We start from the raw sequence: 17,885 nt of genomic DNA on the forward strand, positions 1-17,885 counted from the left end.
TAACGGATGAAACGGATCAAAAATTTAATCTGTGAAATCCGTTCGATCCGCCCAATTCGTGTTCCCATCTATACAACGTAAGTTTACTTCCCTGAAAATGAAACAATTTCTGTTATCGCTGAGCCTGTTGCTGGTAATTGTGCCGTCAACAATGGGCCAGAAAACCGGCGCGGCTACCGAATGGAAAACCGCCACCAGCAACGGCTATACGTATCGCTACGTCACCAACGACCCGATGCAAACCCGGTTTTATACCCTCAAAAACCAACTGACGGTTATTCTGAGTGTCAATAAAAAAGAACCGCGCATCTTCTCGTTCATGCCGACGCGGGCCGGTTCTAACACCGATCCGCGCAGCAATACCGGGCTGGCGCATTACCTCGAACACATGCTGTTCAAAGGCACCGATCGCTACGGCAGTCTGGACTGGGCGAAGGAAAAACCGCTGCTCGATCAGATTGATGCGCTGTATGAACGTTACAACCAAACGACGGACACCGTTCAGCGGAAAGCCATTTACCGGGAAATTGACCAGAAATCGGGTGAGGCTGCGAAGTTTGCCATTGCCAATGAGTACGATAAAATGATTGCCAACATGGGGGGGCAGAATTCCAATGCGTTCACCAGTTATGAAGTCACCTGCTACCTCGAAGACATTCCTGCCAACGCCATCGACCGCTACCTGACGTTGCAGGCCGAGCGGTTCCGCAATCCGGTCCTGCGCATTTTTCACACCGAGCTGGAAGCGGTGTACGAAGAAAAAAACCGGAGTCTGGACAACGATCCCTGGAAAGTGGAAGAAACCCTGATGGCAGCTTTGTTTCCGGTTCATAACTACGGGCAGCAAACCACCATCGGAACCGTCGAACACCTCAAAAATCCGTCGCTGCTCGAAATTCGGAAATATTTCAATACCTACTACGTACCGAACAACATGGCCATCATCATGGCGGGGGATCTGAACCCGGATGAGGTCATCAAAAAAATTGACGAGAAATTCAGCTACTGGCAACCGAAAGCGGTAACGCTTTACAATCCGGCGCCCGAAGCCCCGCTGACCCGGATTCAAACCCGGGAAGTGTTTGGCCCCACACCCGACAACGTCCGGATTGGCTACCGGCTGCCCGGTGTGCTCGACGTGCGGTCATCGCTGCTGGCGACGCTGGCCGACGAGGTGATGTCGAACTCGGCGGCTGGTCTGATCGACCTCAACCTCAACAAACAACAAAAGATTCTGGGCGGTGGCTCGACCATCGAAAAACTGAAGGATTATTCCATCTGGACGATGTCGGGCCGACCCAAAAAAGAGCAGACGCTGGAAGAAGTAAAAGACTTGCTGATTGGGCAGGTGGAGAAACTGAAGCGGGGCGAGTTCGGTGAGAAAATCCTGCGGGCCATCGTCAACAACTACAAACTGAACGCCATCCGGGGTCTGGAAAACAACTACAGCCGGGTGGCTCCGATGCTGGATGCGTTCGTGAATGACAAAGGCGAAAGCTGGGTCGACTACACGCGTCGCCTGGACGAGATGAGCAAAATCACGAAAAAAGACGTGGTGGCCTTTGCCAATCAGTGGTTTAAAGACAATTACGTGGTGGTTTACAAACGGAAAGGCGAGGACAAGAGCATTCAGAAAGTAGAAAAACCGGCCATTACGCCCGTTGCTACCAATACCGACAAGCAATCACCGTTTCTGCAAACCGTCAACGACCTGCCGATGGCCCCGATCAAACCGGTGTGGCTCGATTACAAGAAAGATGTGAAACGCGGCAAAGCCGGAATGGCGGACGTGCTGTATGCCGCCAATGTGGAAAACGAGATTTTCCGGCTGGGCTACCGGCTGAAAATAGGGACCTACCACAGCAAACTGCTGGGCCTGGCGACGCAATACCTGGCTTTTCTGAGCACGGACAAGCTGAGCGCCGAACAGGTGAGTACCGAGTTTTACAGCCTGGCCTGTAGCTACTCCATTCAGCCCGGCAACGAATACACCACCATCCGGTTGAGTGGCTTGCAGGAAAATTTTGAGCCGGCCGTGAAACTGCTCGAAACGCTGCTGAGAACCTGTAAACCCAATGAAAAAGCCCTGGAAGAACTCAAAGGACGGGTGTTGAAACAACGCTCCGACGCCAAACTGAGCAAAGAGACGATCATGCAGGGGTTGATGCAATACGCGCAGTATGGCCCTCAAAATCCGTTCAACAACCAGTTGACCAACGACGAACTGCAAAAAGTGACGGCTGCGGACTTGGTTGCGTTCCTGCATAATCTGGTCAATTTGCCGCATCAGATCATCTACTACGGGCCGAAACCGCTGGCGGTTTTTGAAAAACAGATCGTAACCCTGCACAAACTGCCCGCGACGTTTGCCGCCGTTCCCACGAAGCGGGCTTTTAGGCAGGTTGCGCAGAATGAAAACCAGGTTTTGTTTGCGGATTACGATATGGTGCAGTCCGAAATCTCGTGGGTGCGCAACACCCGGGCCTATGATCCGGCCCAAACCCCGGTGGTCGAGTTTTTCAACAACTATTTTGGGGGCGGCATGGCCTCGGTGGTGTTCCAGACGCTCCGCGAATCGAAAGCGCTGGCCTATTCGACGTATGCGTATTATGACACACCCGCCAAGAAAGACGAGCAGTATACGCTCATCGGTTACATCGGTAGCCAGGCCGACAAACTGCCCGAAGCCGTTGCGGGGATGAATGAGTTGCTGAATGCCCTGCCCGAATCGCCGGTGGCGTTGGATGCGGCCCGGAAAGGGATGAAAAAAGGCTATGAAACCGAGCGGGTTTTGCAGGACGCCGTGATTTACAGTTATCTGGCCGCCGAAGAAAAAGGTCTGGACTATGACGAACGCCAGAAAATTTACGACGCCCTCGACCAGTTGAGCTATACTGATCTGAAGAAATTCAGTGATGAGCATTTAGCCAACAAACCGTATACCTATTGCATTGTGGCCTCGGAAAAACGGGTAAACGCCGATCAGTTGAGACAATATGGCAACGTAAAAAAGGTGTCGCTGGAGGAGATTTTCGGGTATTAAACCCCGCGTTGTTCATCTACCCCGGTTAATTGATTTAAACGAAATAAACGCCGGATTCATGTTTGGCTGATCAGCCCATAGCTTTAGCTGTGGGTATAGCGAAAATTCTGCCTGGTACCAAAACCGTTTTAACGGTTTTATCGGCCAGCAAACCGTTAAAACGGTTCCGTGACGATTCGGTTTCGTTTCAACTTCCCACAGCTAAAGCTGTGGGCTGATAAACATTCAATCCGGCGGTTATTTTGTTTAAATCAATCAACCAGGGGAAGGTTAAAGAACGTTTTTTTTTGAAACCGAATTAGGGAATTCAGGGCTATTTTGACTAACTTTATCAATGTGCGTATCTTTCTGGCAAAGAGCTGATCATGAAGCACAAAGGCCCCTATCGCTACCGGTTCACGAACCACTTTGAATACGCCGGGTTGAAAAACCGGATTCAGATGATGAACCAGGCCCGTTCGGATGAAGCCTGGTGGCGGTATATGCTCCTTTGGATCGCGACGGTTCTGATGGTGATGGCGTGTCAGAGCGAGCAGACCACCAGCGAAGTGAGCGTAACCCATCGCCCCGATTTTCCGTTGATCAACCCGACCCGCATTCTGGTGACCAAACTGGAAGACGGTCCGCTCTGGGGCCGGTCATTGACATACTACCAACGGAAAAACAAGCTCAAAACCGCAACTGTTCTCCAATTCAACGCCCCGTTTATTATCAACCTGAAAGACAGCGTTCTGACGCTGGCAGAAAACTACAAAGCCCAGGCGCTGGTATACATCAACGGCCAACCGGTATCGGCGGCCCTGCTGGCGAAGCTGAAAATTGACTACGTCGAGGAGCTTTTCGTTCTGCACCAGTTTGACGGCATCGACAATCCGGATCCCAATCCGTATCGTATATTGATTCAAATCAGCAAGCAATCCATTCCGATGGGGCCGGAGCGGCAGCAGTTGGTCGCGATGCTGAAGGCTGCGGGGATGTCGGATCATCCGCTGGGCGTTACGCACACGTATACGATGAATAAACTGCTGGAAGCCACCTTTTTTGGCTATAAAGACGTATTTGTGAAACGGACGAAAAACCAGCACCTGAAAATTCAGGAGGAGTTTATCAACGACATCGACGTCTTCATCAACGGCATTCCGGTTGATCCGAAAGAGGTGGAAACCGTGCATGTCCGCGAAGTAGACCGGCTTTATACCCACGAACGGCCCTTTACGAACTGGATGCGGACTGAAAAACGCCAAAGCCGGTATGCACTTCTTATCAAAACCGCGCCCAAACGGGCCAAACGCGACAGCAGTTATTACGTTTTCAGCCCGTTTTATTCTGGTGACTTTTAACGTTTTACGCTCCTGCGTGACGCTATTGTTTCTTTCTCTCCTTCTGGCCTGCGCCCAACCCGGTGCCGAAGACGACCTTATGACAACCAAGCCCGGCGCGTCGACTGACGCCAACTACCTCGCCCTCGGCGATTCCTACACCATTGGCGAGAGCGTTCCGGAAGCCGACCGCTGGAGCGTCTTGCTGGCCGGTTTGCTGCGAAGAGACGGTTTAACAATCACCGACCCCGACATCATCGCCCGGACGGGCTGGACTACCAGCGAATTGAGCGATGCGATCAGACAGAGCGGAAACCAGAAAACGTACCAACTGGTGTCGTTCCTGATTGGGGTCAACAACCAATACCGGGGGCAGGACGTCGAGCGATACCGCACGGAATTTCGGGCTTTGCTGCAAACCGCTACTCGCTTTGCCGGAGGAAAACCGGGGCGGGTTTTTGTGCTATCCATTCCTGATTGGGGCGTAACGCCCTATGCCGCCGGGTCGGGTCGGGACCGAATGCAGATTGCGAAAGAAATTGACGCCTTCAATGCCGTGGCGCTGGATGAATGCAAAAAAGCCGGTATCGTGTACGTCGATATTACACCAACGTCGCGCATGGCGGCCGGTGATTCGTCGCAAATTGCCGAAGACGGGTTGCATTTTTCGGGGAAACAATACCGCCAGTGGGCCGAAAAAGCCCTGTCGGTGGTGAAGAAATTGCTGTAAGTTTACTGATCGTCTTCCGCGACCTCTTTTTCTTTCGGACGTTCGTAGGTGACCTTCCCTTTGTCGTCCCACTCGCTGATGACGTACGGTTCGAATTCTTCGGTCCAGCGGTCGCGGCCGTATTGGGTGATTTTCTTGCGTTGCCGCCGGAACTGGTAGTATTCGATCCAGCGACCGACTTTCACGCCGTTGTCATACTTGCCTTCAGCCGCCAGTTGGCCCCCTTCGTAGAACGCCATATACTGCCCGTTGACTTTCCCAAACTCCTTCGGCAACACTTCCTTGACTTTCGTATGCGCGGAATCGTAATACGTAATCTCGGATTCGGCGGGAAAACCGCGATCCCATTTTTGCTTATCGAGGAGTTTATAATTGGCGTCGTATTTTTCCCAGCGGCCGTCTTTGGCACCCACGTAATAGTAGCCTTCTTCGAGCAGAATTCCGTTCTGATACCGCTTATACGGCCCGTGCATGATCATGACCTTTTCCTTGTCTTTGATCAGTGCCGACGAAATCCGCTGCGCTTTGGGGTCAAACCAGTAGGTTTCGCGGACGTAGGCATTCGGCTGGCGGTATTGCTTCAAAACCGTAAACTTCTCGATGATGGTGCGGTCGCCACTGCCAAACTTCGTGTATTGTTCAACAATCGGGATGCCTTCGTATTCCGTCCGGGCCAGCTTTTGCTTTTTCTTGCGTTCGGATTTATCCTTCTGGTCTTTCTTGAATTGCTTGACTTTTAGCCCCAGATCGGGCAGTGTTTCGCTCACCAGATTCTCTACACCCGTTGGCACCAGCGACAGGCCGGGTTTGTCGCCCTTGGCCGACTTCTCCGTAACCGGTGCCTGCGAGGTGGTGAAGGAGTTCTGAACGGGCGAAGTAGTCGTCTGGGCTGTTCCCACCAGCCCGCTACCCAGCAATAACCCAAGTATCGTAATTCGTTTCATGCAGCGTAAATCAGTCTCAGCGGCTGAGCCGGTTTAACCTTATCAATGCAACGTTTTTGATGTGGTTTTATTTTGTCAGAAACCGTGCCTAACTTTAGTACTAAAATACTGAATTGTGGAAAAAGACGCTAAAATATACGTAGCTGGTCACCGGGGCATGGTTGGATCGGCCATCGTTCGGAAATTACAGTCGGAAGGATTTGAAAATCTGCTGGTTCGCACCTCGTCGGAGCTGGATCTGCGCAATCAGGCCGCGGTCGAAGATTTCTTTCAAATCGAAAAGCCGGATTACGTGGTGCTGGCTGCGGCCAAAGTGGGCGGTATTGTCGCTAATAACACCTATCGGGCCGAATTTCTGTATGACAACCTGCTGATTGAAGCCAACATCATTCATTATTCCTACGTGGCTGGCGTCAAGAAACTGCTGTTTCTGGGTTCGTCCTGCATTTATCCAAAACTGGCTCCCCAGCCGTTGAAAGAGGAATATTTGCTGAGCGGTTTTCTGGAACCGACCAACGAGCCCTACGCCATCGCCAAAATAACCGGGATCAAGCTGTGTGAAGCCTACCGCAGTCAGTATGGTTGCAATTTCATTTCGGCCATGCCGACCAATCTCTACGGGCCAAACGACAATTACGATTTGCAGGGTTCGCACGTGTTGCCAGCTCTGATTCGCAAATTTCACGAAGCCAAGGTCAACGACCAGCCGTTTGTGGAAGTGTGGGGGACGGGCACACCGCGCCGGGAATTCCTGCACGCCGATGACCTGGCCGACGCGTGTTTTTTCCTGTTGCAGAACTACGACGAAGCGCTGTTTGTGAACGTTGGCACCGGCGAAGACGTCACGATCCGGGAGTTGGTGGAACAGGTGCAGCAGGTGGTGGGCTACGAAGGCGAAGTTCGCTGGAATACCGACAAACCCGATGGCACCCCCCGCAAACTGATGGACGTCTCACGTCTTCACGACATGGGCTGGAAACACACCACGGAATTGAAAGATGGTGTGGAACGGACGTACCAGGATTTCCTGGCGAACGTGGAGTTGTATGTGGAGTGATTTGGGTTATTACACAGAGTTGATCAGAGGAAATCAGGGTTGATCAGAGAAAAATAATTTAAACTCTGGTTAACTCTGATTTCCTCTGATCAACTCTGTGTAACAACACTCACACCCGCACTCTTCGATAGACCATCGGCGTATGCCGGTAATACCGTTTGAAGAGTTTATTCAGGTGGCAGATGTCGGTAAACCCGAACTCGTCGGCGATTTGCGAAACCGTCAGTGAACTCAACCGCAACCGTTTTTCAACCAGCTTCAGTTTATACTGGATGATGTAGTGCTGCAACGATTCGCCAACCTGCTGCTTGAACAGCGCACTCAGATGACCGGGCGAATAATGGAAAACATTCGCCAACTGCTCGATGCGCAGGGATTCGGGCTGCATGATGTGCTGACAGATGTAGGCTATAATTTTCGGGATCAGATCGGCAGAAGGCGTTGACGTCTGGATCGATTTGAGTTGTTGTTGCGAAATCTGGCGCTCAATCAGGCTCAGTATAACGCCCATCAGGGCATCGACGATCGGTGAAGAAAGCTGGCGGGGGCTTTTTTGTTCGCTCAATAGAATAGATAGCAAGGCATTCAGGTGCTGTTGATCCATCGCATTAGTAACCAGACTCCCCGTAAAACCGTGCGTGGTGTGCAGGCTGTAGGTTTTGATTCGCTTCCAGACGGTATTTTTGACGTTGACCAAACCGCTCAGGTACGCATCGGTGAACGTGAGAAAACAGAACTGGGTCTTTTCTGCCACGCTGAAGGAGTGATGGTCTGAAGGGCCGAGAAAATATACGTCGCCCGTCGTATACGGGAAGCGGTTATCATTGATAATGTGGTACCCACTGCCCTTGCCGATCAGAATGAGTTCATAGAAGTCGTGCGTATGAACCGGCAAAAGCCATTGACTGGTTTCAACTTGCTGAACGAGCAGCGGTTCTTGTTGGAGGTAGCGTTTCATGCAGAAGAACGTTTCAGGTTGTTAGGGATCGTTTTTTAAACTCTCTATACCAATGAAATGCCACCCCTTTTTTACAAATGGAAATAAACCGTATGGAATAGTTAATACTTTGATTATCAATTTTTTGCAGATTAGTTCTAGTCGGTTTGTGACTGAAACTGTCCTCCAACATATTGGAGTGCCTCCATTATAGTGGAGTTGGATTTTGGAGGTTACGCCCCTGTATTCTTGTTCGTATCTTTGAACACTCCGGACCGGAAACCGAATCCACAATCCAGAAAAAAATGCTGTCTCCGAACGAATTGGTCCCGTCGCCTACCTTGCTCATTGTCGAGGACGAATTTATGATTGCCAATGACCTTCGGCGCATCCTGGAAAAGGCGGGCTACCAGGTTATCGGGTTGGCCGGATCAGTTCCGGAAGCAATTACGGTGGTTGAAAAGCAGCGACCGGACATTGTCTTGCTGGACATTTTTCTGGACGGCGATCAGACCGGCATCGATCTGGCGCACTGGCTGCGTGAGGAAAATACGCCCTTCGTTTACCTGTCGGCCAACCTGACGAGCAGCGTGCTGGAATTGGCCAAAGAAACACACCCGTTCGGGTTTTTGAATAAGCCATTTCGCGAAAAAGATGTGCTGACGACGCTGGAAATCGCCCGGTATCGGCACGCCCACAGTGAAGAAGCCAAGCTAAGGCAGCAACAGGCGCTGCAAATGGCCGTGAACAATGCCATTGTAACCATTCAGGATCGCAGTCAACTTTGTCTGGCTATTGCCGATCAAATCGATCAAATTGTTCCGTTTTCGTTCTTTAACCTTCGCATCGGATTGTCCGACGAAGCCGCCAGTTACTGGCTGATGCTCCAGAAGATTGCTCCCGGAACCTTCGAGCGCATTCCATTTACTTCACTGGTGCAAAGTGACCGGCGCGACGTGATGATTGATGAAATGGTACGAGAATCAGTAGGCGATTCGGATAAACAGGGCGGTATTTTCACTGAAACCGCCTTTGATCAACTGTGCGAAAGGTACCCGGCCATTCGCTCTTGCCGGGACCGTTTTGGCGTTCGTTCGCTGGCGTTTTTTCCGATCCAATTGAAGCAGGAATCGTCTACTACCATCCTGTTGTCCAGCACGCTTGCCGACGGTTTTTCCCGGAAAGCGTATGATGTCATTAGTCTGATTATTCCCCAGATAGCCCTGGCTCTGAACAACCTGCTGGCGTACGAAGAAATCGAAGCCCACCGACAGACCAAAGCGACGGAACTGGCCATTGTGACGGCTTTTCGGAATGGAAAAGACCGGGCAGAGATCGTTCCGCTGGTGGCCAAAGCGCTCAATAACCTCCTGCCCATCGACGGGTTGGCAATTTTTCGGATTGACTCTACGACGGCATCATCCGCCACGACAACCGTGGTACAGAAAGCGGGCGGTTCGTTTACCTTGCTGCCCGGCCCGGACCCTCTGGTGACTCTGACAGGAATGACGCCCTGGTTTACGGAACCTGCGGGCCAACAATCGCCGGAAACGGAAAAGCAGCGGAGTTTGGCCCAGGCCGTGTATGGCAAAGGAGCCGACTGGAAATCGTTCCTCTACGTTCCGATCATGAACAACAGCGAGCCGATGGCATCACTGTTGCTGGCGAGCAAAGCCGCCTATGCATTTACCCGAAAAGACGTACTGGTTTTGCAGGAAATCAGCAGTCAGATCGCGCTGGCCTTGGAAAATCTGGTATCCTTTGAGCGAATCAGGGACCTGAGCGAGCAACTGGAGCGGGAGAAGACGTATTTGACGGAGGAAATTAAAACCGGCCATAATTTTGAGGAGATTATTGGAACCAGCTCAGCCCTGAAAACCGTGTTCGAAAGTGCGGAGCAGGTCGCTAAAACGGATTCTACCGTGCTGATTACGGGCGAAACCGGTACGGGAAAAGAGCTGATTGCCCGGGCGGTACACAACCAGTCGAACCGCAAAAACCGGTCGGTCGTGAAGGTAAACTGCGCGGCACTTCCCTCGCAACTCATTGAATCCGAACTGTTCGGCCACGAACGGGGGAGCTACACGGGAGCCATTGAAAAACGGATTGGAAAGTTTGAACTGGCCAATGGGAGCACTATTTTTCTGGACGAAATTGGGGAGCTTCCCCTGGAGTTGCAGGCCAAACTGCTCCGGGTGATTCAGGAAAAAGAGATTGAACGACTGGGCGGAAAGGGGCCGATCCGGGTGGATGTCCGAATCATTGCGGCTACAAATCGAGACCTGCAGCAGGAGGTGACGGCGGGCCGGTTTCGCTCGGATCTGTATTACCGACTGAATGTCTTTCCGATCCGTTTACCGCCCCTGCGCGAGCGATTGGAGGATTTGCTGCCGCTGACGACGCATTTCCTGCAAAAAATCGGCAAAAAACTGGGAAAACCGCTGACCGGAATTGCCAATTCGTCGTTGCAGCAGATGAGGCAGTATGCCTGGCCGGGCAACATTCGGGAACTGGAGCATGTACTGGAGCGGGCGGCCATTCTGTCGCGCACCAACACGCTGGAACTCGCCGAGCCGCTGCTGACGGGTTTGGCGGTTCCGTCGGTTGTTTCAACGTTTGAGGTGGAACCTTTGCAGGCCACGATGCGAACGGCGATTCTGGCGGCTCTGGCAAAATCCGGCAATCGCATCCGGGGCGAAGGTGGGGCCGCCGAACTCCTGAACATCAAACCGACGACGCTGGAAGCGCGCATGAAAAAGCTGAACATCACCGTTCGGCCCGTTTAATCCATCAAGTCGTCTGCAAAACCGCCCGCACCGGTTTTTTAGCCACGCTGAATAACAGGCTGATTTCCACCCCGTTTTCCTGTGTAATCTCCAATTGTCCCCTGATCTGTTTACTCAAACCGCGAATCATTGTCAGACCCAGCGAGTTGCTGCGGGCAACATCAAACCCGGCGGGCAATCCCACACCATCATCGCTGATCATCAGTCGGTAGGTCTGCTCTTCGACGCTCGTCAGGGTGACGATAACGGTGCCGGGACGGTTTTGGGGAAAAGCATATTTGAGCGAATTTGTGACGGCTTCGTTGATAATCAGGCCTAACGGCGTGGCCAGGGCTACATCGAATTGGACATCGACACTCATGACCTGGGGGTGAATGGTGTTGAACCGGTCGAAGGATTCGATGAGGTAATCCACAATTTCGTGGATGTATTCCCGCATGTTGATCTGGGCCAGATTGTCGGATTGATAGAGTTTCTGGTGAATCAGCGCCATGACCTGCACCCGGTTCTGGCTCTCGCGGATGGCCGCCAGAGCGGTCGGATCGTTGAGGAAATCAAACTGGGAGTTGAGCATGCTGGAAATGACCTGTAGGTTGTTCTTAACCCGGTGGTGAATCTCCCGCAGCATCCATTCGCGTTCTTCCAGCAGTTGTTCTTTTTCGCTCAACAACGTATTTTTTTCGATGAGCAGGTGTTGAAGCGACCGATTTTTCTGATCAATCAGCTGTTGTTTGGCTTCCAGTTGTTGGTTGGTACGCTGTTTCAGCCGGTAGCGGTTGTAGGTCAATCCCAGTAATAGCATTAATAAAACCGCTCCGCCAATCATGCTGTTCCGCTGAAGTTCCTTTTGTTCCAGGCTAACCTGTTGAGCCAGGTTCTTATTTTGAAGAAGTTGGATATTCTTTCCCTTGAGCAGGATTTCCTGGTCTTTTTTTTCCGTCTCAAAAGCTACCTGTAGATTGGCAATCTCCTTATTTTTTCGCTCATTCAATAAGGAGTCCTGCGTGGCTTTATACAACTTAAAATGATGGATTGCAGAACGCAAATCGCCCCGGGCCGAATCAACCTGAAAAGCTAACAAATGACCGTAGGCAATCTGATCTTTCTGAGTAGTTTGATTGGCCGCAATCTGATATTCGTCTATATACTGTTGAGCCCGCTTGATTTGATTGGTAAGGAGGAAAAACCGGATCGCATATTTACAGCCAACCAAAAATGATGAATTTGCCTTTGTGGGTAATTGCGAAAATTGAACGGTAAGTTGATCACAATACCGCCGGGCCTTCGGATAATTCCAGGTTTCCTGATAGTAATGGAGGTAATAACCAGTAATTCTGATTTTTTCTTCCAGCCCTTTCGCAGGATAATTCGTTGTTAAGTCCTTCAAAAGAAATAGACTTGACTTGCTGGCCCCTAGAAACTTATAGGTTTCCAACAAGTTTACACCTACATAATTAACCGAAAGTGTGTCATGATACTCTTTAGCGATACGAAGCGCGTTCTCGTACGAATTACGGGCCGATTGATAATCCTGTAATTTATAGTAAGTCATACCCAGTCGGTTATGGATGGTGCATAATTGAAGCGATGTGTCTTTACGCAGCACGGCGGTCTTCAACGCCAGCAGTCCATACTTAAGACCATTTTGAAAATCCCCCAGTTTATTACTGACGTCCCCTAGCAAGTCATACACACCCTGTAGGTCAGCATAATTAATTTGTTTGTATATCGCCAGTGCCCGCTTCAACTGTTTCAACGCTTCTACATTCTCATTCCTTATATTGTTTAAATCCCCTAAAACCTTCAGAGTGGTTGCCAGTCGTTCCCATTGCCTGGTTTTTTCAAAGAGAGGGAGGGCGGCTGCATACTGTTGAATTTTTTCGTTCAGTTCTTCCTGGGATATACCATACGTGTCGCCCATTTCCAGATACGCGGCTGCCAGGCCAGCCGCGTGATGATGTTTCATAAAGATATGAATGGCCATTTGATCGTAGGTACGGGCAAGTTGCCTTTTTCCTTTTTCCCGGTATGCCTGACCGCCGATCAGGTAAGCGGTACCTTGTCCTTTTGAATAGGCCAAAGAACGACTCAAATGGTAAGCTTGCCGCACCAGCAGCAGGGCCGTATCCAGATCGCTTGCCTGCTCGCCCGGTTTGAGGATGTAACTCCGGGCCAGTTCCAGCAGCAGATTTGCCCGATTGGTATCGGGACGGCTTTGCTTGAGAACAATCTTCAGGCTGTCGATGGAATGAGTGGGGGGCTGTGCCAATGTATCGGGTACCTGAATTAGCAGAGTGGCCCAAAAAAGAACGAAACGTAAAAAGTATCGCATGCCGAAAACCGGTTAATGAATGTCACTACAAAATTTTCAAGGGCGTCATACAATTTGCGGAGCGGTTTTGACCGGGTTTTTCACCCCGCTGAATTCCAGGCTGATCACGACGCCCTTGTGGCTGGCAATGTCGAGTTGAGCCTTGATCTGCTTGCTCAAACCCTGGATCATCGTTAACCCCAGCGATTTGCCGCGGGCAATGCCAACATCGGCGGGTAAGCCAATCCCATCGTCGCTCATGGTGAGTTGAAACACCTGATTAGCAAGGGCGATCAATTCGATTTTTATAGTCCCGGTGCGGTTTTCGGGAAACGCGTATTTCAACGAGTTAGTCACCGCTTCGTTGATAATCAGCCCCAGGGGCGTCGCCAGTGCGACATCCAATTTCACATCGGCGATGGTGAGTTGGGGATACACCGTGTTGTGCCGGTCGAAGGATTCCAGCAGATAATCGACAATAGCATGAATGTAATCCCGCATTCCGATTTGCCCCAGATTCTCCGATAGGTAGAGTTTCTGGTGGATCAGCGCCATGACCTGCACCCGATTCTGGCTTTCGCGGATGGCCGCCAGCGCCGTCGGATCGTGGAGAAAATCGAACTGGGAGTTGAGCATGCTGGAGATGACCTGCAGGTTGTTCTTGACCCGGTGGTGAATCTCTTTGAGCATCCACTCCCGTTCTTCCAGCAGTTGTTGCAGCGACTCGTTTTTCCGATCGATGAGCCGTTGTTTGGCTTCCAGTTGTCGATTGGTACGCTGTTTCAGGCGATAGCGGTTATACGTCAGCCCCAGCAAGAGCATTAGTAAAACGGCTCCACCAATGAGGCTGTTCTGCTTGTTTTGCTGCTTTTGCAAATTGGTTTGCTGAACCAGATTTTCCTTCTTTAGCAGATTGATATTGGCTTTGTTTAGTTTTAGCTCCTGCTCCTTTTTTTCCGTTTCGAACTCCACACTCAAGCGGGCCACCTCCTTATTTTTTCGTTCATTATTCAGCGAATCCTGAAGCTCTTTATAGAGGTTAAAATGTTTGATGGCGGACAGGTAATTACCCTGAGCCGAATCCAGCCGAAACTGGAGTCGTTGATTCGTAGACCGTTCCCGGATGATGCCAGACCGGTTGACATGCTCATCCAATCGCGTGAGGAGGGATTTGGCCAGACTAAACTGACGGTTGGTGATGTAAAAGTCAATTAATACCGGGTAGGTGAGTGCAACTACTTCATATTCGCGGTTTACTTTCCGTAATTGAGCCAATTGGTTCATCAACTGGTCACTATAGTGCTGAACCTGGCCCATCCCACCCTTCCTGTTCAATAATTGATAATTGTTGACGATTGACGACGTAATCATGGCTTTCAGTGCCAGGTCCATCGCTGGATACGTCTGTAATAGATTATTTTGCAATGCAATAGACCGCTTATATTGCCCTAATCGTTTATACGCATTCGCGGTATTATGACCTGTAAGGCCAATGAGTCCCATATCGTTATGGACTTTGGCGCGTTGAAAGGCGGTCTGGAAGTATCGAAGGGCCGATGGGTAATCCAAAAGATGATAGTACGTAAGACCAAGCCGGTTATAGATGGTGCATAATTGGGTCGAAGTATCCCGGCGGTTTTCAGCGGTTCTGAGCGCCAGCAGACCATATTCAAGCCCCTTTTTGAAATCTCCTGTGCTTAAACTCATGTTACCCAACAAATCATAAATCCCCTGCATATCCGGGTAGTTAATTTGCTGATAGATGGCCAGCGACTGCCTGGCCATCGTAATGGCTTTGAGATTGTTCTGTTGGATGTAGTAAAATTCAGCCAGCATCCGTAATGTTATCGCTTCGCGTTCCTGCTGACGAACTTGACGAAACAGGGGGAGTGCCCGTTCGTAGTAGTAAATCTTTTGCTTCAATTCCTCCACGCCATTGCTGTAGGAATTACCGAGTTCCATATGCGCTGCGGCCAATCCGGCGATGTCGTTGATTTTATCAAAACGATTGATGGCGGTTTGGCCGAATCGGCGGGCCAGCCGACTAGTTCCTTTCCATCGATGGGCTTGTGCTCCAATCAGATAAGCCTTTCCTTCTCCTTTAACAAAGTGAAAATGCCGACTGATGGAATACCCTTGCCGCACCAGCAACAGGGCCGTATCCAGATCCGAGGCTACATCACCTGGTTTAAATACATAACTCAGTGCCAGTTCCAGCAGCAAATTGGCGCAAGTGGTGTCGGGTCGACTTTGCCGGAGCAAAACTTTTAGGCTATCGATGGAATGCGCCTTCGGTTGAGCCTGCACGGTGGTCTGTTGAGCCAACAGGGCGATCATCAAGAGTCCGATAAATAGCGATTGTCTCATGTTGAAATCAGCAAAACAGTATCAAAAATAAATACCGCTCGTCTCACGCGGTTTTCGGTAGCAGGAAGGTATACAACACGTAAAGCAGTACCTGAAAAGGACTGCCTTACGAACATTGTGAACGGTGTGGATCTGCTTTTTTCAAAAATACGCCGACAAGTATCTTAAAATCAACTTGGTAGATTTTTTATTTCTGTTTCGTAATACCCCCGACAATGGATGTCCTTCGGCCAGATGCCAGGTACATTGAGCCGCAATCCGACTGATGTCGGGCTGTTGCAACCACGCTCTGATCACTTGGGCATTCCGGTCTTCCAGTTCCGGCAGACATCGCTCTGCCGGATGATCCGGGAGCGATACCGGACTGGAAATCAGTACCATGTTGTTCAAAACCGGGGGGACGATGTCGTCCGGCCGAAAACCGGCTACGCGATTTGTCAACTCATTGCGATTCATTTTCGTCAGGGTTTACGACCGGAATGACGGATCAAAATGGCCACCGGATGGAAAAACAAAGGTCTGGATCAGCGCAGAAACTTCTTCAATTCAGCCGCTGCGTGGGTGATGAGCGAGCGCGTACCCGGAACCTGACTCAACGGATTGAGCAACCCCCAGTCGTGGATCATACCCTGGTAGCGGATCAGCGTAACCGGCACGCCCGCTTCGTCCAGCTTGCGGGCATAGGCTTCGCCTTCGTCGCGCAGAACGTCGTTTTCGGCCACCTGCACCAGCGTTGGCGGCAATCCGTTCAATTGCTCGAGCGTGGCTTGCAGCGGGGCCGCGTAATACGAACGGCGGTCTTCCGGATTCGGGGCGTAACTGTCCCAGAACCAGATCATCATGTTGCGGGTCAGAAACCGGTCGGTCGCATATTGATGGTAAGAAACCGTGTCGAAATCGGCGTTGGTAACGGGCCACAGCAACACCTGCAACCGGATTTTGGGGCCGTTTTTGTCTTTGGCCATCAGCGCGACAGCGGCTGTCAGGTCGCCCCCGGCGCTGTTGCCGATGATGGCCAGCCGCGAACCGTCGACGTTCAGCTCCGACCCGTTTTCGGCCACCCATTGAAGGGCGGCATACGATTCGTGGAGCGCTACGGGAAACCGGGCTTCCGGCGAGCGGCTGTAATTGACAAAAACCGCTACGGCCCCCGACTCGACCACCAGATCGCGCACCAGCCGCTGGTGGGTCGGAAAGTCGCCCAGCACCCAGCCTCCGCCGTGGAAAAACAGAAAAACGGGAAGAATTCCGGCAACACCCGCCGGGCGAACGATGTCCAGATCCACGCTTAAACCGTCCTGCGAAATGGTCTGTTGCGAAACATAAACGCCGGACATATCGACCTCGACCGAGGTTTGGGCCGATTCCAGCACCGCCCGGGCCTCTGCCGGACTGAGTTGCTCCATTGGTGTGCCTCCACCGCTGTTCAGGGCGTTCAGAAAAGCTTTGGTATGGCTCTCGATGGCGGGGTCCGTTGCCGGATCGAGCGGTTCGATCACGGGCAGTATCTGTATTTCCATGTTTGTATAAAAAGAATTGTCTGAAAATGCGTTAATTAATCTCCTTCAAAATGCTCACCAGTTCGTCCGGTTTGGCCCAATAGGGGCTGTGGCTCGTATTCATCGTGTAAATTTTCGCGATTTTGCCCGGGTAACCGTCGATCATGCGTTGCTGTAACGTGGGCGTAACCCCCTCATCTTTCAGCGTTTTGATGTAGTATTTGGGGATTTTGCCGAAGTTGGCGTCTGTCAGGCTGGCCTTGCCCGCAAAAACCGCCAGCGGCTCCGGTCGGGTTTTTGCTACTTCTTTCTGAATGGCTTCCGGCGCATCCACGGCAAAAACCTGAACCAGCACATTCGGCGGCAGCGAAGCCGTCAGGCCATCTGCTTCCGGGTGCAGACTGCGTCCCAGCAAACTTTCGGTATCGGAACTGGCCAGTTCGTACAGCGTCTGGCCGTTTTTAGGCAGAAAAGCACACAGATACACCAGTTTCTCGATTTTGGCCGGAATCTGCTCCGCCACCTGGGTGACAACCATGCCGCCCATGCTGTGACCCAGCAGGACCACTTTTCCCGAAATGGCATTGATTTTCTGGACAACCGTGCTGACATACAGCTCAAAATTGGCTTTGCTCACGGGCGTCTGGTCGGTGCCGTGGGCGGGTAAATTGAACGCAACCACCGAATAACCAGCCTGTTCGAGCTTGGGTTTGATCAACTGCCAGGCTGACTCATCGGCGAACGTGCCGTGTACAAAGACAAAAGTCGGTTTGGGGGCCGCTTCCGTTTTGTCGTCGTCGCAGGACGTTGCCAGAAACGGACAGGCGAAGACAATAAGCATCAGGAGAAATTTCATGATTTCAGACGTGTTTATGAGATAAAAAGTGTGGTT

12 protein-coding genes are annotated in these 17,885 nt (G+C 51.3%); 5 read left to right on the forward strand and 7 right to left on the reverse strand.

What is annotated here, in order from left to right; genetic code table 11:
• The first annotated feature begins 97 nt into the window (after positions 1 to 97).
• The 3 genes from ACO064_RS16715 to ACO064_RS16725 all read left to right on the forward strand — a co-directional run bounded on the left by ACO064_RS16715 (position 98) and on the right by ACO064_RS16725 (position 5,092).
• A complete protein-coding gene (locus ACO064_RS16715; RefSeq protein ID WP_421828398.1) occupies positions 98 to 3,043 on the forward strand; it encodes a M16 family metallopeptidase in 2,946 nt (981 codons plus the stop codon).
• A gap of 365 nt (positions 3,044 to 3,408) precedes the next feature.
• Positions 3,409 to 4,383: a hypothetical protein gene (locus ACO064_RS16720; protein ID WP_421828399.1), complete on the forward strand. Its 975-nt coding sequence runs from the start codon at positions 3,409 to 3,411 to the stop codon at positions 4,381 to 4,383.
• Between the two features lie 79 nt (positions 4,384 to 4,462).
• Positions 4,463 to 5,092, forward strand: a complete 630-nt coding sequence (locus ACO064_RS16725) for an SGNH/GDSL hydrolase family protein (protein WP_421831033.1) — start codon at positions 4,463 to 4,465, stop codon at positions 5,090 to 5,092.
• A 2-nt stretch (positions 5,093 to 5,094) separates the two neighbouring features.
• Here ACO064_RS16725 and ACO064_RS16730 read toward each other — a convergent pair whose 3' ends face one another.
• A complete protein-coding gene (locus tag ACO064_RS16730; RefSeq protein WP_421828400.1) occupies positions 5,095 to 6,036 on the reverse strand; it encodes a toxin-antitoxin system YwqK family antitoxin in 942 nt (313 codons plus the stop codon).
• A 115-nt stretch (positions 6,037 to 6,151) separates the two neighbouring features.
• Between ACO064_RS16730 and fcl the strand changes: the two genes are divergently transcribed.
• Positions 6,152 to 7,093 (forward strand): GDP-L-fucose synthase, encoded by a 942-nt coding sequence (gene fcl / locus ACO064_RS16735; protein ID WP_421828401.1) that lies wholly within the window; start codon positions 6,152 to 6,154, stop codon positions 7,091 to 7,093.
• Positions 7,094 to 7,202: 109 nt separating this feature from the next.
• On the opposite strand, the gene ACO064_RS16740 is transcribed toward fcl, so the two are convergent.
• The gene (locus ACO064_RS16740) at positions 7,203 to 8,051 is read right to left on the reverse strand and encodes an AraC family transcriptional regulator (RefSeq protein WP_421828402.1); all 849 of its coding nucleotides are present in this window, start codon (positions 8,049 to 8,051) and stop codon (positions 7,203 to 7,205) included.
• A gap of 284 nt (positions 8,052 to 8,335) precedes the next feature.
• Here ACO064_RS16740 and ACO064_RS16745 point away from each other — a divergent pair, with 284 nt between their 5' ends.
• Positions 8,336 to 10,816, forward strand: coding sequence for a sigma 54-interacting transcriptional regulator (locus tag ACO064_RS16745; RefSeq protein WP_421828403.1), 2,481 nt, complete (start codon positions 8,336 to 8,338; stop codon positions 10,814 to 10,816).
• Between the two features lie 4 nt (positions 10,817 to 10,820).
• Here the strand turns inward: ACO064_RS16745 and ACO064_RS16750 are convergent, their stop codons facing one another.
• The 5 genes from ACO064_RS16750 to ACO064_RS16770 form a co-directional block, all read right to left on the reverse strand.
• Positions 10,821 to 13,148: a histidine kinase dimerization/phosphoacceptor domain -containing protein gene (locus ACO064_RS16750; protein WP_421828404.1), complete on the reverse strand. Its 2,328-nt coding sequence runs from the start codon at positions 13,146 to 13,148 to the stop codon at positions 10,821 to 10,823.
• Between the two features lie 45 nt (positions 13,149 to 13,193).
• Complete coding sequence (locus ACO064_RS16755; RefSeq protein ID WP_421828405.1) at positions 13,194 to 15,494, reverse strand: tetratricopeptide repeat-containing sensor histidine kinase; 2,301 nt, start codon at positions 15,492 to 15,494, stop codon at positions 13,194 to 13,196.
• Between the two features lie 141 nt (positions 15,495 to 15,635).
• Positions 15,636 to 15,950 carry a hypothetical protein gene (locus ACO064_RS16760; RefSeq protein WP_421828406.1) on the reverse strand — a complete coding sequence of 105 codons (315 nt, stop codon included), beginning with the start codon at positions 15,948 to 15,950 and terminating at the stop codon, positions 15,636 to 15,638.
• Positions 15,951 to 16,018: 68 nt separating this feature from the next.
• Positions 16,019 to 17,014, reverse strand: coding sequence for an alpha/beta hydrolase (locus ACO064_RS16765; protein ID WP_421828407.1), 996 nt, complete (start codon positions 17,012 to 17,014; stop codon positions 16,019 to 16,021).
• A gap of 31 nt (positions 17,015 to 17,045) precedes the next feature.
• On the reverse strand, positions 17,046 to 17,849 hold the full coding sequence (locus ACO064_RS16770; protein WP_421828408.1) for an alpha/beta fold hydrolase: 804 nt from the start codon (positions 17,847 to 17,849) through the stop codon (positions 17,046 to 17,048).
• Between the last annotated feature and the right edge of the window lie 36 nt (positions 17,850 to 17,885).

This window comes from Larkinella sp., from assembly GCF_965227735.1.
Lineage (GTDB): Bacteria > Bacteroidota > Bacteroidia > Cytophagales > Spirosomataceae > Larkinella.

What these genes read in the sequence shown, in the direction of transcription:
- ACO064_RS16720 (WP_421828399.1), top strand. Translation starts at nt 3,409, where the DNA reads ATGAAGCACAAAGGCCCCTATCGCTACCGGTTCACGAACCACTTTGAA.
- ACO064_RS16725 (WP_421831033.1), top strand. Translation starts at nt 4,463, where the DNA reads ATGACAACCAAGCCCGGCGCGTCGACTGACGCCAACTACCTCGCCCTC.
- ACO064_RS16750 (WP_421828404.1), bottom strand. Translation starts at nt 13,148, where the DNA reads ATGCGATACTTTTTACGTTTCGTTCTTTTTTGGGCCACTCTGCTAATT.
- ACO064_RS16745 (WP_421828403.1), top strand. Translation starts at nt 8,336, where the DNA reads ATGCTGTCTCCGAACGAATTGGTCCCGTCGCCTACCTTGCTCATTGTC.
- ACO064_RS16730 (WP_421828400.1), bottom strand. Translation starts at nt 6,036, where the DNA reads ATGAAACGAATTACGATACTTGGGTTATTGCTGGGTAGCGGGCTGGTG.
- ACO064_RS16770 (WP_421828408.1), bottom strand. Translation starts at nt 17,849, where the DNA reads ATGAAATTTCTCCTGATGCTTATTGTCTTCGCCTGTCCGTTTCTGGCA.
- ACO064_RS16755 (WP_421828405.1), bottom strand. Translation starts at nt 15,494, where the DNA reads ATGAGACAATCGCTATTTATCGGACTCTTGATGATCGCCCTGTTGGCT.
- ACO064_RS16740 (WP_421828402.1), bottom strand. Translation starts at nt 8,051, where the DNA reads ATGAAACGCTACCTCCAACAAGAACCGCTGCTCGTTCAGCAAGTTGAA.
- ACO064_RS16715 (WP_421828398.1), top strand. Translation starts at nt 98, where the DNA reads ATGAAACAATTTCTGTTATCGCTGAGCCTGTTGCTGGTAATTGTGCCG.
- ACO064_RS16765 (WP_421828407.1), bottom strand. Translation starts at nt 17,014, where the DNA reads ATGGAAATACAGATACTGCCCGTGATCGAACCGCTCGATCCGGCAACG.
- ACO064_RS16760 (WP_421828406.1), bottom strand. Translation starts at nt 15,950, where the DNA reads ATGAATCGCAATGAGTTGACAAATCGCGTAGCCGGTTTTCGGCCGGAC.